At 75.8% G+C, this 24,716-nt stretch carries 25 protein-coding genes and 1 pseudogene; 11 read left to right on the top strand and 15 right to left on the bottom strand.

All coding sequences use genetic code 11. The features are described from left to right. Window positions 1-44 precede the first annotated feature (44 nt). Window positions 45-971, top strand: a complete 927-nt coding sequence (locus MY526_RS23170) for an alpha/beta fold hydrolase (RefSeq protein ID WP_436695408.1) — start codon at window positions 45-47, stop codon at window positions 969-971. Beyond that, on the top strand, window positions 968-1,834 hold the full coding sequence (locus MY526_RS23165) for an oxygenase MpaB family protein (protein ID WP_436705167.1): 867 nt from the start codon (window positions 968-970) through the stop codon (window positions 1,832-1,834). Before MY526_RS23170 ends, MY526_RS23165 begins: the two co-directional genes overlap by 4 nt. Here the strand turns inward: MY526_RS23165 and MY526_RS23160 are convergent. From MY526_RS23160 to MY526_RS23140, 5 genes are all read right to left on the bottom strand, one after another. Beyond that, window positions 1,824-2,693 carry a RecB family exonuclease gene (locus MY526_RS23160; protein ID WP_436695410.1) on the bottom strand — a complete coding sequence of 290 codons (870 nt, stop codon included), beginning with the start codon at window positions 2,691-2,693 and terminating at the stop codon, window positions 1,824-1,826. The two genes, MY526_RS23165 and MY526_RS23160, sit on opposite strands and share 11 nt — an antisense overlap. A gap of 37 nt (window positions 2,694-2,730) precedes the next feature. Continuing rightward, window positions 2,731-3,588: a PHP domain-containing protein gene (locus MY526_RS23155; protein WP_436695411.1), complete on the bottom strand. Its 858-nt coding sequence runs from the start codon at window positions 3,586-3,588 to the stop codon at window positions 2,731-2,733. Next, the gene (locus tag MY526_RS23150; RefSeq protein ID WP_436695412.1) at window positions 3,588-4,280 is read right to left on the bottom strand and encodes a PH domain-containing protein; all 693 of its coding nucleotides are present in this window, start codon (window positions 4,278-4,280) and stop codon (window positions 3,588-3,590) included. The genes MY526_RS23155 and MY526_RS23150 overlap by 1 nt, the downstream gene beginning before the upstream one ends. 10 nt (window positions 4,281-4,290) lie before the next feature. Then, window positions 4,291-4,449, bottom strand: coding sequence for a hypothetical protein (locus MY526_RS23145; protein ID WP_436695413.1), 159 nt, complete (start codon window positions 4,447-4,449; stop codon window positions 4,291-4,293). Between the two features lie 120 nt (window positions 4,450-4,569). Continuing rightward, on the bottom strand, window positions 4,570-5,193 hold the full coding sequence (locus MY526_RS23140) for a DUF6758 family protein (RefSeq protein ID WP_436695414.1): 624 nt from the start codon (window positions 5,191-5,193) through the stop codon (window positions 4,570-4,572). 73 nt (window positions 5,194-5,266) lie between these two features. Here MY526_RS23140 and MY526_RS23135 point away from each other — a divergent pair, with 73 nt between their 5' ends. Further along, window positions 5,267-5,698: an NUDIX hydrolase gene (locus MY526_RS23135; RefSeq protein ID WP_436695415.1), complete on the top strand. Its 432-nt coding sequence runs from the start codon at window positions 5,267-5,269 to the stop codon at window positions 5,696-5,698. A 98-nt stretch (window positions 5,699-5,796) separates the two neighbouring features. Here MY526_RS23135 and MY526_RS23130 read toward each other — a convergent pair whose 3' ends face one another. Beyond that, the gene (locus MY526_RS23130) at window positions 5,797-6,306 is read right to left on the bottom strand and encodes a MaoC family dehydratase (protein WP_436695416.1); all 510 of its coding nucleotides are present in this window, start codon (window positions 6,304-6,306) and stop codon (window positions 5,797-5,799) included. Between the two features lie 136 nt (window positions 6,307-6,442). Here MY526_RS23130 and MY526_RS23125 point away from each other — a divergent pair, with 136 nt between their 5' ends. Together MY526_RS23125 and MY526_RS23120 are read left to right on the top strand one after the other, a co-directional pair. Continuing rightward, window positions 6,443-6,931, top strand: coding sequence for a hypothetical protein (locus MY526_RS23125; RefSeq protein ID WP_436705166.1), 489 nt, complete (start codon window positions 6,443-6,445; stop codon window positions 6,929-6,931). Further along, window positions 6,928-7,860: an HTTM domain-containing protein gene (locus tag MY526_RS23120; RefSeq protein ID WP_436705165.1), complete on the top strand. Its 933-nt coding sequence runs from the start codon at window positions 6,928-6,930 to the stop codon at window positions 7,858-7,860. Before MY526_RS23125 ends, MY526_RS23120 begins: the two co-directional genes overlap by 4 nt. Before the next feature lie 47 nt (window positions 7,861-7,907). Here MY526_RS23120 and MY526_RS23115 read toward each other — a convergent pair whose 3' ends face one another. Next, window positions 7,908-8,201: a WXG100 family type VII secretion target gene (locus MY526_RS23115; RefSeq protein WP_436695419.1), complete on the bottom strand. Its 294-nt coding sequence runs from the start codon at window positions 8,199-8,201 to the stop codon at window positions 7,908-7,910. 152 nt (window positions 8,202-8,353) lie between these two features. Between MY526_RS23115 and MY526_RS23110 the strand changes: the two genes are divergently transcribed. After that, a complete protein-coding gene (locus MY526_RS23110; protein ID WP_436705164.1) occupies window positions 8,354-12,571 on the top strand; it encodes an FtsK/SpoIIIE domain-containing protein in 4,218 nt (1,405 codons plus the stop codon). A gap of 52 nt (window positions 12,572-12,623) precedes the next feature. Here MY526_RS23110 and MY526_RS23105 read toward each other — a convergent pair whose 3' ends face one another. The 4 genes from MY526_RS23105 to MY526_RS23090 form a co-directional block, all read right to left on the bottom strand. Continuing rightward, a complete protein-coding gene (locus tag MY526_RS23105; RefSeq protein ID WP_436705163.1) occupies window positions 12,624-13,130 on the bottom strand; it encodes a DUF6912 family protein in 507 nt (168 codons plus the stop codon). A gap of 78 nt (window positions 13,131-13,208) precedes the next feature. After that, window positions 13,209-14,591, bottom strand: a complete 1,383-nt coding sequence (locus MY526_RS23100; protein WP_436695422.1) for a WS/DGAT/MGAT family O-acyltransferase — start codon at window positions 14,589-14,591, stop codon at window positions 13,209-13,211. 27 nt (window positions 14,592-14,618) lie between these two features. Beyond that, a complete protein-coding gene (locus tag MY526_RS23095; protein ID WP_436695423.1) occupies window positions 14,619-15,941 on the bottom strand; it encodes an AAA family ATPase in 1,323 nt (440 codons plus the stop codon). After that, complete coding sequence (locus tag MY526_RS23090) at window positions 15,941-16,882, bottom strand: SAF domain-containing protein (RefSeq protein ID WP_436705162.1); 942 nt, start codon at window positions 16,880-16,882, stop codon at window positions 15,941-15,943. The genes MY526_RS23095 and MY526_RS23090 overlap by 1 nt, the downstream gene beginning before the upstream one ends. Window positions 16,883-17,061: 179 nt before the next feature. Between MY526_RS23090 and MY526_RS23085 the strand changes: the two genes are divergently transcribed. Beyond that, on the top strand, window positions 17,062-17,343 hold the full coding sequence (locus MY526_RS23085; RefSeq protein WP_436705161.1) for a helix-turn-helix domain-containing protein: 282 nt from the start codon (window positions 17,062-17,064) through the stop codon (window positions 17,341-17,343). A gap of 6 nt (window positions 17,344-17,349) precedes the next feature. Here MY526_RS23085 and MY526_RS23080 read toward each other — a convergent pair whose 3' ends face one another. Next, window positions 17,350-17,919: a hypothetical protein gene (locus MY526_RS23080; RefSeq protein WP_436705160.1), complete on the bottom strand. Its 570-nt coding sequence runs from the start codon at window positions 17,917-17,919 to the stop codon at window positions 17,350-17,352. 96 nt (window positions 17,920-18,015) lie between these two features. On the opposite strand from MY526_RS23080, the gene MY526_RS23075 reads away from it, so the two are divergent. Together MY526_RS23075 and MY526_RS23070 are read left to right on the top strand one after the other, a co-directional pair. After that, window positions 18,016-18,741 carry a LysM peptidoglycan-binding domain-containing protein gene (locus tag MY526_RS23075; RefSeq protein WP_436695427.1) on the top strand — a complete coding sequence of 242 codons (726 nt, stop codon included), beginning with the start codon at window positions 18,016-18,018 and terminating at the stop codon, window positions 18,739-18,741. 47 nt (window positions 18,742-18,788) lie between these two features. Then, on the top strand, window positions 18,789-19,340 hold the full coding sequence (locus MY526_RS23070) for an Rv3235 family protein (RefSeq protein WP_436695428.1): 552 nt from the start codon (window positions 18,789-18,791) through the stop codon (window positions 19,338-19,340). A gap of 85 nt (window positions 19,341-19,425) precedes the next feature. Here the strand turns inward: MY526_RS23070 and secA are convergent, their stop codons facing one another. Continuing rightward, entirely contained in the window at window positions 19,426-22,488 is a 3,063-nt protein-coding gene (gene secA / locus MY526_RS23065; protein ID WP_436705159.1) for a preprotein translocase subunit SecA, read from the bottom strand. Between the two features lie 59 nt (window positions 22,489-22,547). Here secA and MY526_RS23060 point away from each other — a divergent pair, with 59 nt between their 5' ends. Both MY526_RS23060 and MY526_RS23055 read left to right on the top strand, forming a co-directional pair. Then, on the top strand, window positions 22,548-22,940 hold the full coding sequence (locus MY526_RS23060; RefSeq protein ID WP_436695918.1) for a pyridoxamine 5'-phosphate oxidase family protein: 393 nt from the start codon (window positions 22,548-22,550) through the stop codon (window positions 22,938-22,940). Between the two features lie 10 nt (window positions 22,941-22,950). Continuing rightward, window positions 22,951-23,571 carry a GNAT family N-acetyltransferase gene (locus MY526_RS23055; protein ID WP_436695919.1) on the top strand — a complete coding sequence of 207 codons (621 nt, stop codon included), beginning with the start codon at window positions 22,951-22,953 and terminating at the stop codon, window positions 23,569-23,571. Window positions 23,572-23,616: 45 nt separating this feature from the next. Here the strand turns inward: MY526_RS23055 and hpf are convergent, their stop codons facing one another. Both hpf and MY526_RS23045 read right to left on the bottom strand, forming a co-directional pair. Continuing rightward, window positions 23,617-24,294 carry a ribosome hibernation-promoting factor, HPF/YfiA family gene (hpf, locus tag MY526_RS23050; RefSeq protein ID WP_436695920.1) on the bottom strand — a complete coding sequence of 226 codons (678 nt, stop codon included), beginning with the start codon at window positions 24,292-24,294 and terminating at the stop codon, window positions 23,617-23,619. A gap of 38 nt (window positions 24,295-24,332) precedes the next feature. Beyond that, a pseudogene (locus MY526_RS23045) lies at window positions 24,333-24,716 on the bottom strand (ComF family protein); the annotation flags it as partial.

Genomic DNA, 24,716 nt, shown 5'->3' with positions numbered 1-24,716 from the left:
AGCCGGGGGCGACACCGCCGCGCCGGGCGGGGTTGACTGGGGGCATGGTGATGCCCGCCGGTCCCGACGACAGCGCCCCGCTCTCCATCGCCCCGGACGACCTGCGGCAGCTGGCCGACCACGACGCCCGCCACCGGACGTTCGCCGGCGGGGCCGGGCCGCTCGTCGCGCTGGACACCGAGGGCGACGGGGAGAGCGGCACCGTCCTCATGGTGGCCGGCTACACCGGCAGCAAGGAGGACTTCGCGCCCCTGCTGCGGCCCCTGTGCGGCGCCGGCTACCGCGTGATCGCGCTCGACCAGCGCGGCCAGTACGAGTCGCCCGGCCCCGACGACCCCTCCCGCTACACCGTCGCCGAGCTGGCCGGTGACCTGGTCGCCGTCGCCCGGGAGCTGCGCGCCGGGTGCCGCGTCCTGCACCTGGTCGGGCACAGCTTCGGCGGGCTGGTCAGCCGGGCCGCCGTCCTGGCCGAGCCGTCGCTGTTCACCTCCCTGACCCTGCTCGGCTCCGGCCCGTCGCGGCTGGTCGGTCCGCGCGCCGAGCTGCTCGACCACCTCGCCCCCCTGCTGGACGCCGGCGGCGTGGAGCTGGTGCACGAGACCCTCGAGCAGCTGTCGATGACCGACCCGAAGGCACAGTCCGTCCCCGCCCCCACCCGGGCGTTCCTGACCCGGCGGTTCCTGGCCAACAGCGAGGCCGGCCTGCGCGGCATGGCCGACGCGATGACCGGCGAGCCGGACCGGGTGGCGGAGCTCGCGGCCACGGGGGTGCCGGTGCTGGTCGCGCACGGAGCCGCGGACGACGCGTGGACGCCGGCCGCCCAGGCGGACATGGCGCGGCGGCTCGGTGCCCCCTGCGAGGTCATCCCGGGGTCGATCCACTCCCCCGCCATCGAGAACCCGCACCGGCTGCTCGCGGTGTTCCTCGGCTTCTGGGCCTCGGTCACGGCCGGGTCCGCGGCCCGGCCGTGACGCCCTCGGCCCGGGACTGGACCCCGGAGGAGGACCTGCTCGGGTTCTTCGGTCCCGACAGCGTCACCTGGCGGGTGCACGCCGACCCGGTGTTCTCCGTCGGCGGGCTGCGGGCGCTGCTGCTCCAGGCACTGCACCCGGTGGCGATGGACGGCGTGGCGACCCTCTCCGAGGGCTTCCGCACCGACCCGTGGCCGCGCCTGGCCCGCACCGCCGCCTACGTCGACACCGTGACCTTCGGTACCCGCCGCGAGGCCGTGCGGGCGGTGCGGCGGGTGCGCGGCATCCACCGGCGGCTGGCCGGCGTGGAGCCGGAGAGCGGCCGCGCCTACCGGGTCGACGACCCCAACCTGCTGCTGTGGGTGCACTGCTGCGAGGTCGACTCGCTGCTCGACGTCGCCCGCCGGGCCGCGGTGGTGACCACGGACACCGACGCCGACCGGTACGTCGCCGAGCAGGTGACCGCCGCCGCCCTCGTCGGTTGCACCGAGGCCGAGGTGCCGCGCACCGTCGCGGAGCTGGCCGGCTACTTCGCCCGCGTCCGGCCGTCGCTGGCCCTCACCCCGGCCGCCCGCGACGCGATGCGGCTGGTGGTCACCCCGCCGATGCCGGCCTGGGTGCGCTTCCTGACGCCGGCCCGCCCGGCGTGGGGCACGCTGGCGTCCCTCGCGGTGGCGACGCTGCCGCAGTGGGCCCGGCGGATGTACTCGCTGCCCGGGTTCGGCGTGACCGACCCGGCGGCGACGGGGGCGGTGCGGGCGTTCCGGCTGGCGGTGCTGCGGCTGCCCCAGCGGGCCCGGCGCTCCCCCATCGTGTGGGCGGGCCTCGAGCGGGTGGCCCGGGCGCAGCCGGTCAGCGCGTGAGGTCGTCGTCCTCGGCGAGGAAGCTCCAGGTCTCCCGCGACGGCGTCGCGGCCTGACCGGTCGGGCAGCTGGGCCGGAAGTCGCACCAGCCGCACTGCCGGCCCGGGGCGGCCGGGAACGCGGCGTCCCGGTCCTGCCCCTCGTCGACCGCCGCGGTGGCCGTGCCGATGTCGGCGGCGATGTCCTCGGCCCGCCGGACGTGGTTGGCCAGCGACCGCTCGGTGTGCTCGAACGCGGCCACCGTGCCGCTGGGCAGGTGGTGCAGCTCGACCCGGTTGCACGGCCGGCGGAGCGTGCGGCGCACGCCCAGCACGTAGGCGGCCAGTGCGGGTGAGCCCCGCGCCTCGTCGTCGGTGCAGACCGCCCGGCCGGTCTTGTAGTCGACGACGACGAGCTCGTCGCCGCGCTGGTCGATGCGGTCGATCCGGCCCGACAGCGCCAGCCGCTCGGTCGTGGCGGCGACCTGCCGCTCGGTACCGACCGGCTCGTCGGCCGGGTCCAGACCACCGACGTAGTCGGTGAGCCACCCCGCCGCCCGGGCCCGCCAGCGGTCGGCCTGCTCGGCGTCGCGGAAGCCGGCCGTCGACCAGACGGAGTAGAGCAGCTGCCGGGCGCCGGCCGTCGTCCGCTTCTCCAGGGCCAGCTCCCACCACGAGCGCAGCGCGGCGTGCACCGCGGAGCCCACCGTGTTGTGCGCCCACGCCGGGCCCTTGGGCGGGGTCGGCCGGTCGAGGTAGGCGAACCGGTAGCGGCGCGGGCAGTCGGCGAACGAGGCGAGCTTGCTCGGCGTCGCCGGGAACAGCCGGCGCGGCATGCCCGGCATCTCCAGCTGCGACTGCGCGGTTCCCGACTGCACCACGCCTCCACGCTAGCCGCCGCGGGCGACGGTCCCGGCGTCAGTCGCGGTACGGCGCGGCGCCGGTGCCGGCCGCCAGCAGCGCCTCCAGCTGGTCCGGCGCGGTGGTGCAGGCGGCGATCGGCGTCGTCTTGTTGGTGCCGTGGTAGTCGCTCGAGCCGGTGACCAGCAGGTCCATCTCACCGGCCAGACCCCGGAGGTGCTCGCGCTCCTGCTCGTCGTGGTCGGGGTGGTCGACCTCCAGGCCGAGCAGGCCGGCGCCGACCATCGCGGCGATCGCCTCGTCCCCGACGACCCGGCCCCGCTTGGTGGCCAGACCGTGGGCGAAGACCGGCACCCCGCCGGCGGCCCGGACCAGCGCGATCCCGGCCAGGACGTCGGTGTCGGCCTTGGCCACGTAGTAGGGGCTGCGGTGGTGGAGCAGGGTGGCGAAGGCGTGGTCGACGGACTCGACGACACCGGCCTCCACCAGGGCCCGCGCGACGTGCGGCCGGCCGACCACCCCGCCCTGCGAGCGCTCGACGATCTCGGCCCAGGCCACCGGGTAGCCAGCCGCGGCGAGGGCGTCCACGATGCGCTCCCCGCGGCCGAGCCGCTCGGTGCGCAACCTGGTCCGCTCGGCGGCGAGGGCGGGGTGCTCGGGGTCGAACAGGTAGGCCAGCAGGTGGACGCTGATCGGTGGCGCGCCGCCGGGGAACCAGCGGCAGGACAGCTCCATCCCGGGGACGACGGTCAGCCCTGCCGGCCGGGCCTGCTCCACCTCCGCCCAGCCCGCCGTCGTGTCGTGGTCGGTGAGCGCGACGACGTCCAGGTCGGCCGCTCGCGCCGTCGCCAGGAGTTCGGCCGGGGTCTCGGTGCCGTCGGAGACCGACGAGTGGGTGTGCAGATCGATCCTCATCACCGGTCAGACTGCCCGTCCCGGGGGCCGGCCACCCGCGGTGGCCGGCCGCGGCGCGGCCGCTCCCCCGCGATCGGCCGGGTGTCCCGGCGCCCGACGCGGCGGCGGCGCGACGACCGCGGGTCGAGGTTGCCCTCGTCGTCCCCGGTGTCGGCGCCGTCGGCACCGAACAGCAGGTTGCTGACCTTGCGGTAGAGCAGGTCCGCCCGCGGGAGGTAGGTGATCTCCGACAGCGCCTGCTGCTGCCCCGCCGACTCGAAGCGGAAGGTGCCGTACCCCAGCACCTGCCCCACCAGCGTCTCCTTGTAGGTGAGGTCGGTGATCCGGCGCAGCGGCAGCAGCGCCACGGTGCGGACGATGATGCCGCTGGTCAGCAGGACGCGGCGATTGGTGACGAGGAAGTGCCGCATCCACCACTCGCCGATCCGCAGCGAGAGGTAGACCGCCACACCGACGAGCACGAGGAAGCCGGCCGTCGTCGACACCCGGTTGCGCGGGTCGAGCAGCAGCAGCCACCCGCCGGCGACGAGCAGCGGGAGGCCCTTGGCGATCGGTTCGATGAGCACGGCCCAGTGCCGGCGGGTGGCGACGACCGGAGGGTGCTCGTGCGGCAGCAGGTACTTCTCGGCGTCCTTGCTCCAGCGCGGCCGCCGGCCCTCGGCCGGCGGCCGGGCGCCTGCCGGGCCGGTCATGCGCCGACGGCTAGACCAGCGAGCCGACGAAGGCGGCCAGGGAGGACGCCGCGTCGCCGAGGGCCTCGCCGGCGCTGCGGACGATCTCGGCCGAGCTCTCCGGCGCCTGGATGACGTAGAACAGCACGAAGGCGACCACCAGCCAGGCGAGGACCTTCTTCAGGCTCACCGTCACCTCCTGGGTGCGTCGACAGGCGTGTGCCCACGCCGAGCACCATGGGTAACACAGGTACCAGGGTGCTCTTCCGGGACACGCCGCCCGGGTTGCGGGCCGGTCCGGTCCGGTCCGTCACGTCCCGGGCAGCAGGTGCTCGCTGGGCGGCCCCAGCGGGAGGTCGGGGTAGAGCCGCTCCCGCAGGTCGAGCAGCTCGAGGTGCTCGGCGAGCAGCCAGGCCGCCGACATCGGCCACATGACCAGCCACAACCAGACGCCGAAGGCCTCCCCGACGAAGGCCGCGCGGTCGTCGGAGGTGGGCACCGCCCACAGCGGGGCGTGCTGCCCCGCGGCCTTGACGTCGGCCGACGAGGGACCGGAGATCACGTCGCCCGGGTCCAGTCCGGGCAGCCCGGCGTAGCCGCAGCCGACGCCCATCCCGGGCTCCTCGGCGACCAGCACCAGCTCCGCCGTCCCGCCGAGGGGCGCCGGGCCGGAGCAGTCGACGACGATCGCGCGGGCCCCGGGCTCCCCGCCCCACGCCATGCCGGTGACCGTCCAGCCCGACGGCATCGGGTCGGGCACCCAGGCGGGCACCCGGGCGTCGGCGGTGACCGCCGAGATCGCGTCGTGGGCGACCAGCAGGGTGTGGTGCAGCGGCGTCACCGCACCGTGCACGTGACACCAGGCCTGGGCGGTGTTCCCCGGGCGGACCACCAACCGCTCGCCGCAGCGGGGGCAGACCGTGGTGACAGTCATCGGGCAACACCGTCCTGTGACCGGCGGGGTTCGTCAAGCGGAGTGTCCGGGCCGCGTGCGTACCGTGCCCGGCATGCCGTCCGACCCCGCCGTCCCCGGGCCGCTGCCGGTCCTCGACTGCGTCGGGGCGGTGGTCCTCGACGCCTCCGGACGGCTGCTCCTGATCCGCCGGGGCCACGAACCCAGCCGCGGGCTGTGGTCGGTGCCGGGTGGACGGGTGGAACCCGGTGAGTCCCCCGCCGCCGCCGTGGAGCGGGAGGTGCGCGAGGAGACCGGCCTGGCGGTGCGGGCGGGCGCCGAGGTGGGCCGGGTGCGCATCCCGGGCCCCGGGGTGGTGTACGCCGTCGTCGACTACGCCTGCACCCTGCTGGAGCCGGACGCCGTGCCGGTGGCCGGGGACGACGCGGACGCGGTCACCTTCGCCGACGCCGCCGACCTGGCGCGGTTGCCGTGCACTCCGCTGCTGCTGGAGACGCTGCGCGGCTGGGGAGCACTGCCGGCCTGACGTGCCGGGCGCCGCGGGGCGCGGCCTCGCCGTGCGGTGCGGCCCTCGCCGGGGGGCGGCCTCGCCGTGGGGTGCGGCCCGCAGCCCCATGGCCGGGCTCAGCCGCGCGGCGCCGGCTCCGGCCGGCCGGGCTGCTCTCCGCCACGAGCCTCCCCGTAGGAGCGCTTGGGCACCATCACCTTGCGCCGGAAGACGCACACCACGGTGCCGTCCTGCTTGTAGCCGATCGTCTCGACGTGCACGACTCCGCGGTCGTCCCTCGACCGCGACTCGGTCTTGTCGAGCACCGTGGTCTCGCCGTAGATCGTGTCGCCGTGGAAGGTCGGCGCCACGTGCCGCAGCGACTCCACCTCCAGGTTGGCGATGGCCTTGCCCGACACGTCCGGCACGCTCATGCCGAGCAGCAGCGAGTACACGTAGTTGCCGACCACGACGTTCCTGCCGAAGTCGGTGGTCTCCGCGGCGTAGTGGCTGTCCAGGTGCAGCGGGTGGTGGTTCATCGTGAGCAGGCAGAACAGGTGGTCGTCGTACTCGGTGACGGTCTTGCCGGGCCAGTGCTTGTAGACGGCCCCGACCTCGAACTCCTCGTAGTACCGACCGAACTGCATGTGCGCGCTCCCGGCGTGGCTCAGGCTGCGGGGCACGGACGGCCTCAGCCGTGGGCCACCGCGCCCAGCGGGGCCAGTTGCCCACCACGCGGCGTCGCTGCCCCATCTGGACGGGCGCCGATCCTACGATGCCCCGGTGGTACCGGCTCCCCCTGCTCGTGACCCCGGGGAGACCGGCGTCCTGACGCTCTCCCCCACCGGCCGCCGGACCCGGCTCGCCGCCTGCGCCGTCGTCCTGGCCGTGCTGCTGGGCGGCACCCTGTGGGGCACCGACGCGGACTTCCCGTTCGGGCCGTTCCGCATGTACTCGACGCGGGCCGACCCCGACCGCCCGGTGGTCTCGACCCGCGTGGTCGGCCTGACCGCCGCCGGAGAGGAGATCCGGCTCTCCGGCGGCGAAGTGGGGCTTCGCCGCGCCGAGTTCGAGGGACAGCTCTCCCGTCTGGCGGAGCAGCCGGACCTGCTGAGCCTGCTCGCGGAGTCCTACGCCGACCACCACCCTGACGCCGAACCCCTCGTCGAGGTGCGGGTCGTGCTGCGCCGGTACGCCCTGGAGGACGGCCGGCGCACGGGCGAGGTCACCGACGACGTCGTCGTCGCCCACGACCTGGAGGCCACCCCGTGAGCCACAGCCCGGGCACCGGCGCGCAGCCGGAGACGGCGCAGGAGTCGGGGCGCGGCCACGGGTGGTGGTTCCGGCCCGTGCCGCTGGCCCGGATCGCGGTCTTCCGGACGATCGCCTACCTGTTCGTCCCGGTCGACGTCTTCCTCACGACGGCCTGGGTCCGCGCGCACGCCGCTGTCCCGACCGAGTACTACCAGCCGCTCACCATCGGTCAGCTCCTGCCGCTGCCCACGCCGACGGCAGCGGTGGTGCACGGCGTTCAGTGGGCACTGGTGGCCGCCGCCCTCGCGGCGGCCACCGGTCGGGCGCCCCGCCTGCTCGGCACCGCGGTGTTCGTCCTCTACTTCGAGTGGATGGTCATCGCCATGAGCTACGGGAAGGTGGACCACGACCGGATCGCCTACCTCGTCGCCCTCGCGGTGCTGCCCACCATCGGACGCGTGCGGTGGCGGGACCGGCGCAGCTCCGAGGCCGCCGGCTGGGCGATGGCCGCGGTGTTCGTCACCGTCATGCTCACCTACTTCCTGGCCGCCTGGGCGAAGATGCGCTTCGGAGGATGGGACTGGGCGACCGGCTCGACCCTGGCCCGGGCGATCGTCCGCCGCGGAACGGTCCTGTCGGACTGGACCCTCGAGGTGCCCGGCCTGCTCGTGGCCGCGCAGTGGGCGATGCTCCTGCTGGAGTTCGCCGCGCCGCTCATGCTGCTGGTCTGGTCGAACCGGGCACGGCTGGCGCTCGTGGTCTTCCTGCTCGGCTTCCACCTGTCGGTCTTCGCCAGCGTGAAGATCATCTTCCTGCCGCACTGCGTGGCGATCCTCTCGATCCTGCCCTGGGAGCGACTCCCCGACGCGGCCCGGCAGCTGCGCGGCCGGCTCGGCCGCCGCGACCCGGCTGTCGTCCAGCCGACCGGCGCCGCGCCCCCGGGCTGACCCGGGTGGGCGGGCACGACGCCTCCCGACGGCCTCGGACGCGCCCCTCAGAGCAGGGCTCCGATGCGTGCGGCCATGTCGGCCTCGTGCTGCTGGTAGGACGCGGCGACGCCGTCCAGCAGGGTCCCCATGCCGGTGAGCGCGTCGCTGACCCCCTGCGCGCTGAGCCGCCACTGTTCGTACAGCTCGGTGAACTGCACCGCGGCCTGGCTGTCGGTCCAGCCGTCGAGCACGGAGCCGTTCACGCTGCTCCACAGGGTGGCGTGCCGAGCGGTGCTGTCCGCGGCCTCGGCCCGGCACTGCCCGGCCATCGACTGCAGGGTGGCGATGTCGACCTTCACGTGGACCTCCTCGGGTTCCAGGAACCTCCCGGTCACGGCGCACGCTAGGTCGGGCCCCGCCGGAGCGACGCCGGCCGTCCACAGTCCGGTTCCCCCTCCACAGATCCCGGCGGCGGGGTGGCTCCCGAGCAGCCGCGGTCGAGGGTCGGTGCGTGCCCGCCCCTGCCACGCCGTCACTCGCCGCTCGCTGCTGGACCGTGCTCACGCCCGGCGGTCCCGTCGACGTGGAGGTCCTCGCGCCCGACGACGGCCGCCTCGACACGGTGCTGCCGGCGCTCGCCGACGCCCTCGGGACGGAGCCCGCAGGGATCTGGTCGGGCTCCGCCCGGCTGCCCGGACACCTGCCGATGGCCGATCCGGCCCTGGCGCACGGGGCAGTGCTCGGCCTCGGCCGTCCCGCGCCCCGGGAGCGAGCCGGTGAGGGGCTCAGCGCCCTGCAGCTGCACGTGGTGGGCGGTCCGGGCGCCGGCACGACGATGCGGCTCGCCCGCGGCGGGCACCTCCTGGGCCGCGGCCGCGGCGCGGACATCCCCCTGGAGGACCCCGACGTCTCCCGGCGGCACGCCCGGATCGAGGTGGGCGCCGGCGACCTCACCGTCGCCGACGAGGGGTCTACCAACGGCAGCCGGCTCGACGGGAGACCGGTCGGCGCGAGTCCTGTGCCCTGGCCGGTCGGCGCGGTGCTGCGCGTCGGAGCCAGCGCGCTCACCGTCGTCGGCCCCGGTGGGGCCCCGGCGGTCGTGCGCCCCGCCTCGGCGGGCCGGGTCCAGCTGCGCCCGCACCCCCGCACGGTCGCCCGCCACCCCGACGTCGAGGTGCTCTTCCCCGATCCGCCGACGTCGCCGCCACGACGGCGCCTCGCCTGGGTGGCGGTGGCACTCCCCGCGGTCGGCGGCGTCGTCCTGGCGTCGGTGCTCGGCTCTCCGCACTTCCTCTTCTTCGCGCTGCTGAGCCCGGTCGTCGCGGTGGGCACCTGGCTCTCCGACCGCTGGTCGGGCCGGCAGAGCACGCGGCGGGCGATGGCCGCGCACGCCGTGGAGCTCGCCGCCGCCGACGACCGGCTGGCCGACGCGCTGCGCGCCGACAGCCTGGCCGCGCACGTGGCGCACCCCGACCTCGCCGCGCTGGCGACGGCGGTCCGGCGTCGGTCCGCTCCGCTCTGGGAGCGCCGGCGCGGTGACGTGGATGCCGTGGCGGTGCGCGTCGGCACGGGCCCCGGGCGCACGCGGGTCACCCGCGCCCGACGGAGCGGGTTCGGGGAGCGGGAGGTCGCCCCGGACCGCCCGGTCGTCGTCGAGCTGAGGTCCACCGGTGGGCTCGGCGTCGCCGGTCCACGCGCACGCGCGGTGGGTGTGCTCGCCGGTGTCGTCGCCCAGCTGGCCGTCCTGCACGCCCCCGGCGAGGTCGACCTGGCCCTCCTCACGACGCCCGAGCGACTGACCGACTGGGCCTGGCTCCGCTGGCTGCCGCACCTGGCTCCCGGCGCCGTGCACGTGTGCGTCGCGGGTACGGACGGGCGTGCGACGGCCTGGCTGCGCGACGTGGTGGACCGACGCCGCGCCCGAGCCACGCAGACCGCACCCGGCGGACGCCCGGGTCCGGCTGACCCCCCCGGAGCGCTCGGGTGGCTGGCCGTCGTCGTCGATCTGCCCGCCGACCCGCGGCTCGCGGCCCTGCTCCGGCAGGCCCGTCAGGTGGGGGTCCTCGTCCTGGCACCCGGCCGGTCGAGGCAGGAGGTCCCCGCCGCCACCGACGCAGTCCTCGAACTGAGCGGGGAGACCGGCGACGGCGGGGTGCTCGTGCTGCCGGCGACCCCCGACCGGGCGGAGGTGACGGTCGACCGCCTCCCGTCCGAGGTCGCGGACACCCTCGCCCGCGACCTCGCCGTGCTCCTTCCGGCGGGGGCCGACGAGGGCGTGCCCACGCGCGTGCGACTGCTGGAGCTGTCCGGCCAGGGGGTGCGCATCGGAGCCGACGGAGCGACGAGCGGCCACTGGCCCCGGACGCGGAGTGCTCTCGTCGCCACGCTGGGCCGCACCGCCGGCGGCGTGCTGTCGGTCGACCTCTGCCGGGACGGCCCCCACGCGCTGGTCGCCGGGACGACCGGCTCGGGGAAGTCGGAGCTCCTCCAGACGCTGATCGCGAGTCTCGCCCTCGCCCATCCGCCGGACCGGTGCTCCTTCCTGCTCATCGACTACAAGGGCGGCGCGGCGTTCGCCGAGGCCGCCGCGCTGCCCCACGCCGTCGGCCTGCTCACCGACCTCGACGCGGCGGCCACCGAGCGGGCCCTGCGGTCGCTCGCCGCCGAACTGACCCGCCGGGAGACGCTCCTCGCCCAGCACGGGGTGGCCGACCTGGCCGCGCTGCCCGACACGGTGGAGCTGGCCCGCCTGGTGATCGTCGTCGACGAGTTCGCGGGTCTGGTCGAGGAGCTCCCGTCGTTCGTGACCGGTCTGGTCGGCATCGCGCAGCGCGGACGGTCACTGGGCGTCCATCTCGTGCTGGCCACGCAACGGCCCAGCGGCGTCGTGTCCCCCGAGATCCGGGCGAACTGCACCCTGCGGATCTGCCTGCGGACCACCGACGAGGCCGAGTCGAGGGACGTGCTCGGCACCGGTTCGGCCGCCCTGCTCCCGGTCGAGCTCGCGGGCCGGGCCCTCCTGCGGGCCGGCGCCGGCGCCCCCGCGCTGTTCCAGGTGGCACGGGTGGCGGGGTCACCGCCGGGTCCGCCGGACCCGCACCCCGTGGTCCGGCGCTGGCAGTGGCCACGGTCGCCGGCCGCCCCGCCCCGGGGGGACGCGCTGTCGGGGCCCACCGACCTGGCGCGGATCTGCGCCGCGCTCGCCGGCCTCGCCCAGGAGACCGGACGGCCGCGCCCCCACCGGCCCTGGTGTCCCGCGCTCCCCGACGTCGTCCGGAGCGGGGACCTCCCGCCGGTGTCCGGAGAGGACCCACCGGATCGCAGCGCCGCGGCGCGGGCTCGGCTGGTCGTCGGCCTCGTCGACCGCCCGGCCGCTCAGGCCCAGGAACCCTTCGTGGTCGACCTGTCCCGGGGCGGTGGGTGGCTGGCCGTCGGGGGCGCCGGCAGCGGCCGGACCACGTTCCTGCGGACCGTCCTCGTCGAGGCGGCGACCCGGCTCTCGCCAGCAGAGCTGCACGTCCACGTCCTCGACCACGGGGGCGGTGCCCTGGCCTCGGTCGCCGCCGCGTGGCCGCACGCGGGGACCACCGTCGGCGGCGAGGACCCGCTGCGCACGGTGCGGCTGCTCGACCGGCTCGGCCAGGAGGTGGCCCGCCGCCGTGCCGGTTCCTCCGGGGACCGGCCGCCGCACCTGCTGCTGCTCGTCGACGGCCTGGAGTCGCTGACCGGTCAGCTCGACGAGTCCGACCCGGGACGTGGCTCCGCCGCGCTGCTGCGACTGCTCCGGGACGGCGCGGCGGCGGGCCTGACCTGCCTGCTCACCGCCGACCGCGCGATCCCGGGGAGCCGGCTGGCCGGCGCGGCCCACGGCCGCTTGCTGCTGCCGCTCCCCGACCGGGCCGACTACGCGGTCGCGGGCGTCCCGGCGAGGCTGGTGCCCGCGCACCGGCCGCCCGGACGGGCCCTGCTGGGCGAGGACGCCGCGGAGTGCCAGCTCGCGCTCCCGCGGCGGGCCGACCCATCGCTCTGGGACGGGGTGTCCGCCGTTCCCGCTCCGCTGCGGATCCCCGAGCTGCCGGCGGTTCCCCGGCTGCCCAGCCCGGACCGGTCGGCCGCCCCCTCCGCACGGGACGGACTCCACCTGCCGCTCGGCCCCGGCGGCGACGAGGGCGCCCTCCTGACCGTGGACATCGCCCGGACCGGTGGGCTGCTGGTCGTCGGGACGCCGGGCAGCGGGCGTCGGACGGCCGTGCAGTCCTTCGGTCGGTACCTGGCGGATGCCGGTGTGCCGGTGCTGGCCGTCGTCCGCGGCGCCGCGCACCCGCCCGCGGCGGACGCGCGGACCTGGGTGAGCGGCGCGGACCTGGAAGGATGGCGGGGCTGGGTCGCCCGGCTCGACGCTCGGCCCGGCGTGGTCGTGGTGGACGACTTCGGGGCGGTCGCCGACTCGGCGGTCGTGACGGCCGCGGGCGCACCCGACACGGCCGACGGGCTCGTCTTCGTGGTGGGCGGGACCGCCGGTGAGCTGTCCAGCGCCTACCGGTCGCCGGTGACCACGCTGCGGCGGAGCCGGTCCGGGTTGCTGCTCTGCCCTGCCCCCGGCGACGCCGACCTGCTGGGCATCCGGCTCCCGCGCACTCCCCTGCCCGTCCGCCCCGGATCGGGGTGGCTGATCGCGTCGGGCGCCGCGCAGCGGGTGCAGGTGGCCCGCCGCCAGGAGGCCGCGTGACCATGCCGCCGGCCAGGGCTCCGGAGATCGTCCCGCCGCGGGCCGCGCGGTGTCACATGAGCTCGACGACCGCGCCGATCTCCTGGGTCGCGTACCAGGCCAGCTCGTGGCCCTCGGCCTGGTCCACCGCGAACTGCGCCTCCTCGCTGCCCAGATCGGCCTCGAGCACGACGCCGACGGCGGCCCGGACGTCGTCCTCGGCGTCGGCACCGTCGATGTGCGCGCTCGCGACGTCGCGGAGCGCGAGGTCGGCCGTCACGCGGACGGCACCGCGGTCGGCGTCGGGGTTCTCGACGTCGGAGACCGCGGAGTCGGGGACGTCCGCCGCCACGACGACCCGGCGCCGGGCCGCCGTCGGGTCGACGTCGATCAGCCGGAGGCTGGCCCGGGCCGCCGTCAGCAGGGCCGCGTACTCGAGCTCCTCGACGTCGGCCCCGGCGTCGCTCACCGCGTAGAACTCCCGCAGCCCGGGGGTCACGGCGAACGCGGTGTGCGGACCGGCCAGGCGACCGTCGTCGACGAGGGTCCGCAGGACGGACGTGGTCGCAGGCAGGTACACGCGCACCGGTCGGACTCCTTCTCGCTGACGGACAGCGCGACGGTATCCCGGCTCCCTGCCCCGGCTGCCCGGCGAGGGTCAGCCCGCCGTCTCGACGAGGACCCCGATCTCCTGCTCGATGAGGTCGGCGAGCACGTCGACGTCGCCGACGCTGTCCCGGTCGGCGTTGAGTCCGAAGAACAACCGGCCGTCGTAGCTGGTGATGCCGATGGACAGCCCCTGGCCGGGCGCCAGCGGGACGACCGGGAAGACCTCCAGCATCCGGCTGCCCGCCGCGTACAGGGGCACCTGCGGCCCCGGGACGTTGGTGACGACCAGGTTGAACATCCGCCGGGAGAGTCCGCGGGCGGCGCGGGCACCGAGCGCGTGCAGCGTCGGGGGTGCGAACCCGGTCAGCGCGATGAGGGTGTCGGCGCCGACGGACCGGCCGTGCTGGCTCACCCCCCGCATCGCGTAGCTCAGCCGGGCCAGCCGGACCCTCGGGTTCGGCTCGCCGACCGGGAGGTCCACCAGGTAGCTCGAGACCCGGCTGCCCGGCGCCTCCTCCTCCTCGCCCTGCACCGAGACCGGGACCAGCGCACGGACCGTGGTCGACCCCGTCACCGGCTGCCCCCGCGAGAGCAGCCAGTCCCTGACGGCGCCGGTCAGCACGGTCAGCAGGACGTCGTTCACCGTCCCGCCGGAGGCCTTCCGGACCTCTTTGACGTCGTCGAGGTCGGCACGGGCGACGACGACGCGGCGCCGGCTGCCGCTCGTGGCGTTGAGCGGGCTGGACGGGGCCGGGAACAGCGCCGACCGGGCCGCCCGAGCGGCGCCGACCGCCGCGCTCGAGAGGCGGCCACCGGTCGACCGCAGGTCACCCACGGCCTGCCGTGCGGTGTCGAGCACCCCGGACGGTCGCGCGACGTACTCCTCCAGGGCGTCCTGGACCAGGCGGAACGCGCCGGGGAGCGGGCGCGGGCGCCACGCATCGGGCACCGGCGCCGGAGCGTCCGGCGAGGTGTCGAGCAGGACCTGCCCGATGTCGACCGCGCCGAGCCCGTCGACCAGGGCCGGGTGGGTCTTGGTGATGACCGCGACCCGGCCGTCGGCCAGGCCCTCCACCAGGTAGACCTCCCACAGCGGCCGGGCCCGGTCCAGCGGTCGCGCGGTCACCCGCGAGACGAGGTCGAGCAACTGCGCCTCGGTTCCCGGACGCGGCACCGCCGAGCGCCGGACGTGGTACTCGACGTCGAAGTCCGGGTCGTCGGCCCAGACGGGGTTCGCCAGGTGCCCGGGCACCTCGAGGACCCGCTGCCGGTAGCGCGGCACGAGGGCGAGCCGGGCCTCGACCAGCGAGGCGATCGCCTCCAGCCCGCCGGCCGGGGGCTGCAGCACGAGCACACCCGCGACGTGCATCGGGCTCTCGGGTCTCTCCAGGTAGAGGAACGACGCGTCCAGGGTGGTCAAGCGCTCCACCATCGGCCTCCTCCGGTTCGGCGGCCCACGCTACGACGCACCGCGACCGGCCGACACCCGGGTCAGGACGGAGCGCCGGGGAGAACGACCCCGCCGGGCAGCCGGGACCGGGACACCCGCGAGGGCGGCCGCCATCGACCGGAGCTCGGACCGCAGCGGCGATCCGGGCACGACCTCGGCGAGGGTGCGGCCCGCGGCCAGCGCGGCGTCGGTGGCACGGCGGTCGGCGGGGAGGAAGTGCGTCACCTCGCGGCCGGCGAACCGCTCGAGGGCTCCGGCGATCTCGCGTCGGGGATCGCCGGGCACCGGCCCGCGCCGCACCTGGTTCACCACGACCACCGGCTCCACGTCCGGCAGGGCGTCGCGCAGCTCACCCAGCGCCCGGATGGTGCGCTGCAGCGCGACCGGGTCGGCCCCGCTGACGCACAACACCGTGTCCGCGGCCTCCAGCACGGTGAGCGTCACGCCGTTGCGGCGCGGCGCCGCGGTGTCGAAGGACAGCTCCTCGTCCTCCTCCAGGCTGAAGGCGCAGTCGACGACGACCAGGTCGACGGTCCGCCGCGCCTCCTCCAGCACGCCGCTCACGCCCTGCGGGCGCAGCTCCGGCCAGCGGTCGGCACGCGCCAGCCCGGTGAGGACACCGAACCCCGGGCGCACCGCCCAGGCCAGGCGCCGCAGCGCCGCCTCGTCCAGCGTCCCGGCAGTGGCCTGGCGCGCCGCGGCCGCCAGGCCGGGCGACTCGTCGAGCAGGCCGAGCACCTGCGCCACCACGCCGCCGTAGACGTCGGCATCGAGCAGCAGCGTCCGCACGCCCAGCCGGGAGGCCTCGTCGGCCAGCCCGACGGCGACCGTGGTCCGGCCGGGCGCTCCGGTCGGACCCCACACGGCCACGACGCGGCCGCGACCGGCGGCCCGCTCGTCACGGGGCTCGGGCAGTGCCGGCCCGGGCAGGGCCGCACGCGGATCGGCGATGTCGCGCCGCGTCGGCACACCGCCGGCGACCGCCTCGCGGAGTGCCTGCGCGATGACGTCGGGTTCTGCGTCGGCGGGGAGCACCCGCGCGACACCGAGGGCGTGCAGGCGGGCGGTGGCCGGCTCATCGCCCGGCTCCACCAGGCCCACGACCGCCACGCCGGCGGCACTCAGGCGGGCGACCGCGTCCGCGTCCAGCCGGCGAAGGTCCGCGGAGAGGAGCGCCGCCTGCCCGGTCCCGGTGGCGGCGGCGGCCAGGAGCTCGGCGACGTCGACGCAGCGGCGGACGACGGTGACGCCGTGGTCGGCCCGGTCGAGGGCCCCGACGAGCGCGGACTCCCATCCGGCGCCGGTGACGGCGGTGAAGACCTGCAGCGCCATCAGGGCGCCGGCTCCACGACGGTCCCCGGTCCCGGGGCCGGAACGGCGGGGACGGCGGGGACGGCAGGAACGGCGGGGACGGCGGGGACGGCAGGGACGGCGGGGACGGCGGGGACGGCAGGATCAGCCGGAAGGGCGGGATCGGCCGGCGCGGGGCCCGCCGTCGCCGGGCCGGGAGCGGGCGCGGTCGCCGGCGCCGGGTCTGCCGCCGGGGCGCCGGCCTCGTCGCCCTCATCCCCGCCCGCCGCACGTGCGGAGTCCACCGACCCGTGCACCACGACCACCAGGGGCCGGCCGGCGATGGACGCGAGCACCGCCGCGGCGCGCCCGGCCGGCACGGAGACGACGACCTGCACCGTCGTCGTCGCCGTGGACAGCACGCCCTCGGTCCGGCCCGAGATGGCCTGGACGGGTGCGGCACCGACCACGAGGGACACCTCGGAGTCCGCGGTCGCCAGGGCCCCGGCGGCCGGGTCGGCGACCGCGTACACGTCGACCACCTGTCCGCGGACCAGCCCGGGCGGCACGTACCCCGCCTGCACGGGCAGCGCCACCTGCACCAGGTCGGCCGGCTCCTCGAGCGCCGCGCGCGGCAGCAGCTCGCCACCGGTCACCGCCCGCGCGAGGGTGCGCCCCTCCGGCCGGGTGCTGGTCGCGAGGTACGAGCCGGCGACCTCGTCGAGCCGGACGTCGACGGCCACGAGGTCCTCGGCCGCCAGCACGGTGCCGGCGGCCAGGTCACCGGCGGCCGACCAGACCGGCACGGTGGCATCGGCCGCGGTCACCACGCGGGCGCCGAGCAGGACCGAGCCGAGCACGAGGAGCACGCCCAGCACCAGCCGCAGGTCCAGCCAGCGCGGTGGCCGCACGCGGCGCGGCACGGGCCCGGTTGCCGGATCCGGCCCTGTCGTCGAGCCGGAGGCGGTGCGGGGAGCGCTCACTGCCGGCGGTCCTCCCATCTGTGCGACACCCGTCGACGGCCTCGATCGGCCGCATTCGGACGCCGATGATGCGACACGGACGCGGTTCCGCGCAGTCGCCGTCCACACGTTCGGGTGTGGACGGCGCTCATCCCACCCGGACGGGGCTGCCAGACTGGGCGCGACCGGACGGAGACCCCATGCCCACACCGCGCTTCCTGACCCTCGACGACGTCGCCGAGATCCTCAACGTGTCGTGGTCGCAGGCCTACGCGCTGGTCCGCCGCAAGGAACTCATCGCGATCCAGATCGGCGGCCGCGGTCAGTGGCGCGTGGAGGTCGACGAGCTCGAGCGGTTCATCCAGCGGAAGTACGCGGAGGCGCGCGCCGGGACCGTCCCCGAGCCGCCGGCCCCCGATGAGCCCGCCGCTCAGGACGAGGCGCCGGCCACGCCCACGACCGGAGGACGCAGCCGGGGCTGATCCCGGTCAGTCCAGCCCGGGCGCCAGGGTGCGCACCACCGCGATCGCCGGCAGGGCCAACGCCGCGACCCCTCGCACGGCCGCGGCGCGTCGCGGCTGGTCGGCGGCGTGCTCGGCGAGTTCGACGTAGTCCGCGCCCACGCCGTCGACGGTGCCCACGTGCACCGACCCGTCGTCGAGGACCACGTGGACGACGCTCCGGTCGCGCGCCAGCCCGCGCACCGCCCGCCGCAGGTCGAGCCGGGCCCGCACCACCCCGTCCGGTTCCGGCGGTCCGGTGCGCCGGGCCAGCCCGGCCACCGACCGCACCGCCGCCGCGGCGACGAGCACCTCGCGGCGGCGGTCGTCGGTCAGCAGCAGCCAGTCCGGGCCGACGTCGGTGAGCGTCCCGGCAACGTCGCCGGCACCCCGGCAGCGCAGCGACACCGGCCGCCCCACCGAGCCCGCGAGCCGCTCGGACAGCCGCACCGCTCCCAGCTCCGCCCGCCGCCGGGTCCCGTCCTCGGCCCGGTCGGCCGCGGACTCGGCCGCGTCGAACTCGGCCTGCAGGTCGGCGAACAACTGCTGCCAGCGCATCGGCACCTCCTCCGCTCAGGTTAGATCCACGTTGTCTCTTGCGTTTGCGTGCATTTGCTTGCTTTAGTCTCGCAGCACGCCCACCGAGGAGGAGACATGTCGACACGGCGCCTGCTGGGCACGACGGTGGTGATGGCCGCGACCGCCGTCGCCCTGCGCGCGGTCACCCCGGATCTCTCCTGGCTCGCCGACTCCGGCCCGGACCTGCAGCGGGCCGCCGACACGGTCGGGCCCGAGACCCTGCTGGTCGCCGGCGTGGCCGCGTTCGCGTGGGCCACCTGGCTCTGGGGCCTGCTCGGCCTGGTGCTCACCGCGCTCTCCGCCCTGCCCGGGCTGGCCGGCGTCCTCGCCCGCGCCGTCAGTCGGCGCCTCCTCCCCGCCGGCGCGCGCCGCGCCGCAGCAGTCGCGCTCGGCGTCGGGTTGGCGGTCGGAGCGCCGGCGTTGGCCGGGGGCACGCCCGGTCTCCCCACCGTCGAACTGACCACCGTCTCCGCGGAGGGCACCCTCTCCACGGGGGCCGCCGTCGTCGACTGGCCCGCGCCGGCCGCCACCGGCCCCGTCCCGGACCGGCCGACCCCGGCCGCGAGCGACCCCGTCCCCGACTGGCCGGCGCCGGCCCCCGGCGACCACGTGGTGCTCCGCGGCGACTGCCTGTGGGACATCGCCGCCGCCGACCTCCGCGGCCGGTCCGGCCGCGAACCCACCGACGGCGACATCGCCACGGCCGTCCGCGCGTGGTGGCAGGCCAACGCCGACGTGGTCGGACCCGACCCGGACCTCCTGCTGCCGGGCCAGGTCCTCCGCCCGCCCTCCGTCCCGTGACGCAGCACCCCCAGCCCGATCCCGACCGACGAGCACCGGAGTTCCGCATGACCGCGCCCCCCTCCTCCACGGCCGACCAGCCGCTCACCACCGCGACCCTGCGGCTGGTGGTCGTCCCGACGCCGCAGCCACCGCTGTCGGAGGAGCCGGTGCTGCGACTGGTCCTCCCCGGCGTCGCGGTGCCCCGGCCTCCGCACCGGCCCGGACCGCGGCCACGCGAGGAGGGCACGCCCGAGGGGTTCCTGGCCGGCTTCGGGCCCGCCTGGTCGGGACGGGCCGACCTGCCCGACCCGGGACCGGCCGGACGAACGCTGCTCACCCTCACCCTGGAGGCGCTCGCCGGCCGCCGGCCGCTCACCCAGGTGCGCCACCTGACGTCGACGGGGGTCTACGCCGCGCTCACCAGCGGCCGCCGTCCCCACTGGTGCAGCGGCGGCACCGCCCCGCTGCTGCTGGGCCCGGTGCACGTCTGCGAGCCGGTCGACGGCGTCGCCGAGGTCAGCGCGGTGGCCCGCCGGTCGGGCCGCGCGCACGCGGTCGCCGCCCGCCTGGAGGGGATCGACGGCCGGTGGCGGTGCACCGCCCTCCAGATCGGCTGAGCACGGCCCCGGCGCCCTCCGGAACGGACGGCACACACGACGACGCCCCGCCGGCGGACCGGCAGGGGCGTCGTCGCGGACGGGCTCAGGAGCGGGAGGGCGCTCCGTGGCAGGCCTTGTACTTCTTGCCCGACCCACAGGGGCACGGCGCGTTGCGCGCCGGCTCCTTGGTGCCGGTCACCGTGGCGCTCTTCGCGGCCTTGGTCGGGCCGCTCTCCTTGGCCGAGGCGTCCAGGCTCGGGGCCGAGTAGCTGAGGTCCTCCGTCGACCGGCGCGGCTGGTCCAGCCCCTTGACCGACAGCTCCGGGCCGGTTCCCGACGGAGCGGGCTCCTCCGTCACCGGCGGCGCGGCCGCGGCGCGGGCCGGCGCGGCCCCCGACTTCGTCATCGACGTCCCCGAGCGCCGGGCCGAAGGCGCCGGCGCCGGAGCCGGGGCAGAAGTCGGGGCGGAGGCCGGGGCCGGTGCCCCGTTCCCGTCGGACGCCGGCGCGGGAGCAGCCGGCGCGGCCGGGGCGGCGGGCGGGGCAGCGGCGGCCGCCTGGGCAGCCGCGGCCTGGCGGGCCAGCACCCGCGCCGTCCCCTGCTGTGCGGCGGCCAGGGCCTTCGCCTCCGCCTCGGCCTGCTTGGCCCGGGCCTCGGCCTCCTGCTGCTCCTTGGTCTTGACCTCCAGGTTGAACAGGAAGCCGACCGACTCCTCCTTGATGCCGTCGAGCATCTGCCTGAACATGTCGTAGCCCTCGCGCTGGTACTCCACGACCGGGTCGCGGTTGGCCATCGCGCGCAGGTGGATGCCGGCCCGCAGGTAGTCCATCTCGTAGAGGTGCTCGCGCCACTTGCGGTCCAGCACCGACAGCAGCACCCGCCGCTCGAGCTCCCGCATGACCTCCGAGCCCAGCGCGGCCTCGCGCTCCTCGTAGGCGCGGTGGACGTCGTCCAGCAGCGCCTCCTTGAGGACGTCGGCGGACAGCGCGGCCTGCTCCCCGTCGGCCTTGTCCGCCAGCAGCTCGTCGATGGTCAGGCCGACCGGGTAGAGCGCCTTGAGGCCGGTCCACAGCTGCTCGAGGTCCCAGTCCTCGGCGTAGCCGGTCTCGGTCGCGCCGTCGACGTAGGCGCCGATGACGTCGTCGACCATCGCCCGCACCTGCTCGTGCAGGTCCTCACCGTCGAGCACCTTGCGCCGCTCGTCGTAGATGACGGTGCGCTGGCGGTTGAGCACCTCGTCGTACTTCAGGACGTCCTTGCGGACCTCGAAGTTCTGCTGCTCGACCTGCGTCTGCGCCGAGCGGATGGCGCGGGTGACCATCTTCGACTCGATCGGCTGGTCGTCGGGCACCCGCAGCGTGGTCATCATCGACTCGAGCATCGGGCCGTTGAACCGGCGCATCAGGTCGTCGCCCAGCGACAGGTAGAACCGCGACTCGCCGGGGTCGCCCTGCCGGCCGGAGCGGCCGCGCAGCTGGTTGTCGATCCGGCGGCTCTCGTGCCGCTCGGTGCCCAGCACGTACAGCCCGCCGGCCTCGGTGACCTGCTCGTGCTCGGCCTTCACCTGCTCCTTGGCCTTGGCCAGCGCGTCGTCCCAGGCGGCCTCGTACTCCTCCGGGGTCTCCGACGGCGACAGCCCGCGGGCCCGCAGCTCCTCGTCGGCGATGAACTCGGGGTTCCCGCCGAGCTGGATGTCGGTACCGCGGCCGGCCATGTTGGTCGCCACGGTGACCGCACCGAGCCGCCCGGCCTGGGCCACGATGTGCGCCTCACGCGCGTGGTTCTTCGCGTTGAGCACCTCGTGCGGGATGCCGCGGCGCAGCAGCAGCTTGGCCAGGACCTCGGACTTCTCGACGCTGGCGGTGCCGACCAGCACCGGCTGGCCGTTCTCGTTCCGCTCGGCGATGTCCTCGATGACCGCGTCGAACTTCGCCTGCTCGGTCTTGTAGATGACGTCGGAGCGGTCCTCGCGGATCATCGGCCGGTTCGTCGGGATGGGGACGACGCCCAGCTTGTAGGTCTGGGAGAGCTCGGCCGCCTCGGTCTGGGCGGTGCCAGTCATCCCGGAGAGCTTCTCGTAGAGCCGGAAGTAGTTCTGCAGCGTGATCGTGGCGAGGGTCTGGTTCTCGTCCTTGATCTGCACCTTCTCCTTGGCCTCGATGGCCTGGTGCATGCCCTCGTTGTAGCGCCGGCCGGCCAGGACGCGGCCGGTGAACTCGTCGACGATCAGCACCTCGCCGTTGGTGACGATGTACTGCTGGTCGCGGTGGTAGAGCTCCTTGGCCTTGAGCGCGTTGTTGAGGTAGCTGATCAGCGGCGAGTTGACCGCCTCGTAGAGGTTCTCGATGCCGAGCTGGTCCTCGACGAACTCCACGCCCTCCTCGGTGATGGCGACCGTGCGCTTGGCCTCCTCCACCTCGTAGTGGACGTCGCGCTCGAGCAGCGGGGCGATCCGCGCGAACTCGCCGTACCACTTGGCGCTCTGCTCGGCCGGGCCGCTGATGATCAGCGGGGTGCGGGCCTCGTCGATGAGGATCGAGTCGACCTCGTCGACGACGGCGTAGTGGTGGCCGCGCTGCACCAGGTCGGCCTTGCTCCAGGCCATGTTGTCGCGCAGGTAGTCGAAGCCGAACTCGTTGTTCGTGCCGTAGGTGATGTCGCAGGCGTACTGCTCGCGACGGTGCGCCGGCCGCTCCCCGGAGAGGATCGTGCCGACGGACAGGCCGAGGAAGCGGTGCACCCGCCCCATCCACTCGGCGTCGCGCTTGGCCAGGTAGTCGTTGACCGTGACGACGTGCACGCCGTTGCCGGTCAGCGCGTTGAGGTAGGCCGGCAGGACGCCGGTGAGCGTCTTGCCCTCACCGGTGCGCATCTCGGCGATGTTGCCCAGGTGCAGCGCGGCCCCGCCCATGATCTGGACCCGGAAGTGCCGCTGGCCGAGGGTGCGGGTGGCGGCCTCACGGACGACGGCGAAGGCCTCGGGCAGGAGGTGGTCGAGGGTCTCCCCCTCCTCCAGGCGCTGCTTGAACTCGTCGGTCTTGGCCCGCAGCTCCGCGTCGGTGAGGTCGACGACGTCGTCCGCCAGCGACTCGACCGCATCGGCGATCTTGTTCAGTCGTCGGAGGAGCTTGCCCTCACCGGCTCGCAGGATCTTCGAGAACACCACGTACCCCAGCGTAGGCGGCGTGCGCGGCGGTGCCTCCCGTTGACCGCCACAATCCCCGGGTGGCGCACGACCTGGACAACCTGGGCCCCGGCCTGCTCACCTTCCTCACCGAACGGCACCTCGCGACGCTCACCACACTCCGGGCCGACGGCAGCCCGCACGTCGTCCCGGTGGGTGTGACCTACGACGCGGCCACCCGCACCGCCCGCGTCATCACCTCCGGGGCGTCGGCCAAGGCCGGCCACGTGCGCGCGGGGCGGTCGCGGGTCGCGGTCTGCCAGGTCGACGGGCGCCGGTGGGTGACCCTCGAGGGGACGGCGGTGGTGCGCGCGGACCGCGACGCGGTCGCCGACGCCGAGCAGCGCTACGCCAGGCGGTACCGCACGCCGCGGGAGAACCCGGCCCGCGTGGTGCTGGAGATCTCGGTGGACCGCGTCCTGGGCAACGCCTGATCATCGCTGCATGCCATCGACTCCTCGGCCCCGGCCGGAGGCTCGCCGCGAGCGTGCGAGCGGTGAGGGGGCCGGCGTCCTCTCGCTGACCGACGTCGACCTGCCGACCGAGGTGGTGCGCACCGACCGCCTGGTGCTGCGTCCGCACCGCCCCGAGGACGTGGACGACGTCCTGCGGGCCTGCCAGGACCCGGAGATCCAGCGCTGGATCACCGCGATACCCCTCCCGTACACCCGCGAGGACGCCCGGGCCTGGGTCACCGACGTCGCGCCGCGGGAGCGGGCCGAGGGCCGTGGGCTGCCGGTCGTCGTCGAGGCCGACGGCGAGCTCGTGGGGTCGGGTGGGGTGCACCTGCGGGACGGGCGGTTCGGCCCCGAGATCGGCTACTGGATCGCGCCGTGGGCCCGTGGCCGCGGGTACGCCGCCGAGGCCGCCGCCGCGCTGGCCGGGTGGGCGCTGGGGCTCGGGGCGCCGCGGGTCCACCTGGTCGCCGACGTGGACAACACCGCCTCGCAGGCGGTCGCGGTGCGGGCCGGCTTCACCCGGGAGGGCGTGGTGCGCTCCTGCCTGGACCGGCGGGACGGCACCCGCGGGGACGCAGTGCTGTTCGGCCGGGTGGCCGGCGACTGAGGAGCGGGCGGGCGGGGCGTCTGGTGCGCCCCGCCCGCCCGGGAGTCAGAGTGGCGCCGCCGCGGGCTGGGCGGGCTGCTGCTCGAGCTTTCCGTTGAGCGGCGCGTCCACGAGCCGGATCAGCCCGTAGTCGTAGGCGTGCCGGCGGTAGACCACGGTCGGCTGACCGGTGTCGGCGCACATGAAGAGGTAGAAGTCGTGGCCGACCAGCTCCATCTCGTGGAGGGCCTGGTCGACGTGCATCGGGGTGGCGGGGTGGTGCTTCTCCCGGACGACCCGTCCGGGCAGGTGCTCGTCGAGGTCGGTGACGTGCGACCCCTCGGCGAGCTGGCGGTCCCGTTCGAAGGACTCGAGGACGTCGGTCTCGGCGCCGCCACCGCCGACCCGGACGCTGGCCGGGGTCCGCCGGCCGTGGTGCACACGGCGACGGTCGGCCGCCTTGCGCAACCGGTGGTCGAGCTTGCCCGTGGCGAGATCCAGGGCGGCGTAGAAGTCCGGGGCGCTGGCCTCCGCCCGGACGACGGGGCCCTTGCCCCGGAGCGTGATCTCCACCCGCTGGCACTGCGCGGACTGGCGCGGGTTCTTCTCGTGGAAGAGCTCCACGTCGACGCGGAGGATCTTCAACTTGCCGTCGAACCGCTCGAGCTGACCGACCTTGTCCTCGACGTGCTGTCGATAGTGCTCGGGGACTTCGACGTTGCGGCCACGGACCACGATCTCCATGAGACCTCCCGGTAGGACGGGCTGTGATCGGCTCCACGCTAGTCGCCGTTGGGTGGTCCCGACAGTCGACCTTGTGGGCCTGTCCGGTCCGTTTCCCGCCGCGCTGCGGGCACCGGCCGCGGCGTCGCCGCGACCACCGCGGCCAGCACCGGCGGGCCGTCCGGTGCTGCGGCTGGAGCCAGCACGGCCGCCGCCTCGGCCAGCGTCGCGCCGCTGGTCACGACGTCGTCGACGACCACCAGCACGGCGTCCGCGGGCAGCGCCGGCGTGCCCGGCCGCAGCGCGAACGTGCCGGCCAGGTTCGCCCGGCGCTGCGCCACCGACAGCCCGGCGGAGTCCCGCGCCCGCCCGGTGCGGCGCAGCAGCCGCGCCTCGGCCGCCGGCACCCCGGCCGCCCGCAGCTCGGCCACCGAAGTCGGATC

The organism is Geodermatophilus sp. CPCC 205761 (genome assembly GCF_051383655.1).
In the GTDB taxonomy this organism is placed as follows: domain Bacteria; phylum Actinomycetota; class Actinomycetes; order Mycobacteriales; family Geodermatophilaceae; genus Geodermatophilus.
Note: the sequence above shows the minus strand (reverse complement) of the source record. Positions and strands in the feature narration are given on the sequence as shown.

Excerpts from the sequence above, each read along its gene's own strand:
- MY526_RS23170 (WP_436695408.1), top strand. The coding sequence starts at position 45 with ATGGTGATGCCCGCCGGTCCCGACGACAGCGCCCCGCTCTCCATCGCC.
- MY526_RS23155 (WP_436695411.1), bottom strand. The coding sequence starts at position 3,588 with ATGAGGATCGATCTGCACACCCACTCGTCGGTCTCCGACGGCACCGAG.
- MY526_RS23150 (WP_436695412.1), bottom strand. The coding sequence starts at position 4,280 with ATGACCGGCCCGGCAGGCGCCCGGCCGCCGGCCGAGGGCCGGCGGCCG.
- MY526_RS23140 (WP_436695414.1), bottom strand. The coding sequence starts at position 5,193 with ATGACTGTCACCACGGTCTGCCCCCGCTGCGGCGAGCGGTTGGTGGTC.
- MY526_RS23135 (WP_436695415.1), top strand. The coding sequence starts at position 5,267 with ATGCCGTCCGACCCCGCCGTCCCCGGGCCGCTGCCGGTCCTCGACTGC.
- MY526_RS23130 (WP_436695416.1), bottom strand. The coding sequence starts at position 6,306 with ATGCAGTTCGGTCGGTACTACGAGGAGTTCGAGGTCGGGGCCGTCTAC.
- MY526_RS23100 (WP_436695422.1), bottom strand. The coding sequence starts at position 14,591 with ATGGTGGAGCGCTTGACCACCCTGGACGCGTCGTTCCTCTACCTGGAG.
- MY526_RS23095 (WP_436695423.1), bottom strand. The coding sequence starts at position 15,941 with ATGGCGCTGCAGGTCTTCACCGCCGTCACCGGCGCCGGATGGGAGTCC.
- MY526_RS23085 (WP_436705161.1), top strand. The coding sequence starts at position 17,062 with ATGCCCACACCGCGCTTCCTGACCCTCGACGACGTCGCCGAGATCCTC.
- MY526_RS23080 (WP_436705160.1), bottom strand. The coding sequence starts at position 17,919 with ATGCGCTGGCAGCAGTTGTTCGCCGACCTGCAGGCCGAGTTCGACGCG.
- MY526_RS23075 (WP_436695427.1), top strand. The coding sequence starts at position 18,016 with ATGTCGACACGGCGCCTGCTGGGCACGACGGTGGTGATGGCCGCGACC.
- MY526_RS23070 (WP_436695428.1), top strand. The coding sequence starts at position 18,789 with ATGACCGCGCCCCCCTCCTCCACGGCCGACCAGCCGCTCACCACCGCG.
- MY526_RS23055 (WP_436695919.1), top strand. The coding sequence starts at position 22,951 with ATGCCATCGACTCCTCGGCCCCGGCCGGAGGCTCGCCGCGAGCGTGCG.
- hpf (WP_436695920.1), bottom strand. The coding sequence starts at position 24,294 with ATGGAGATCGTGGTCCGTGGCCGCAACGTCGAAGTCCCCGAGCACTAT.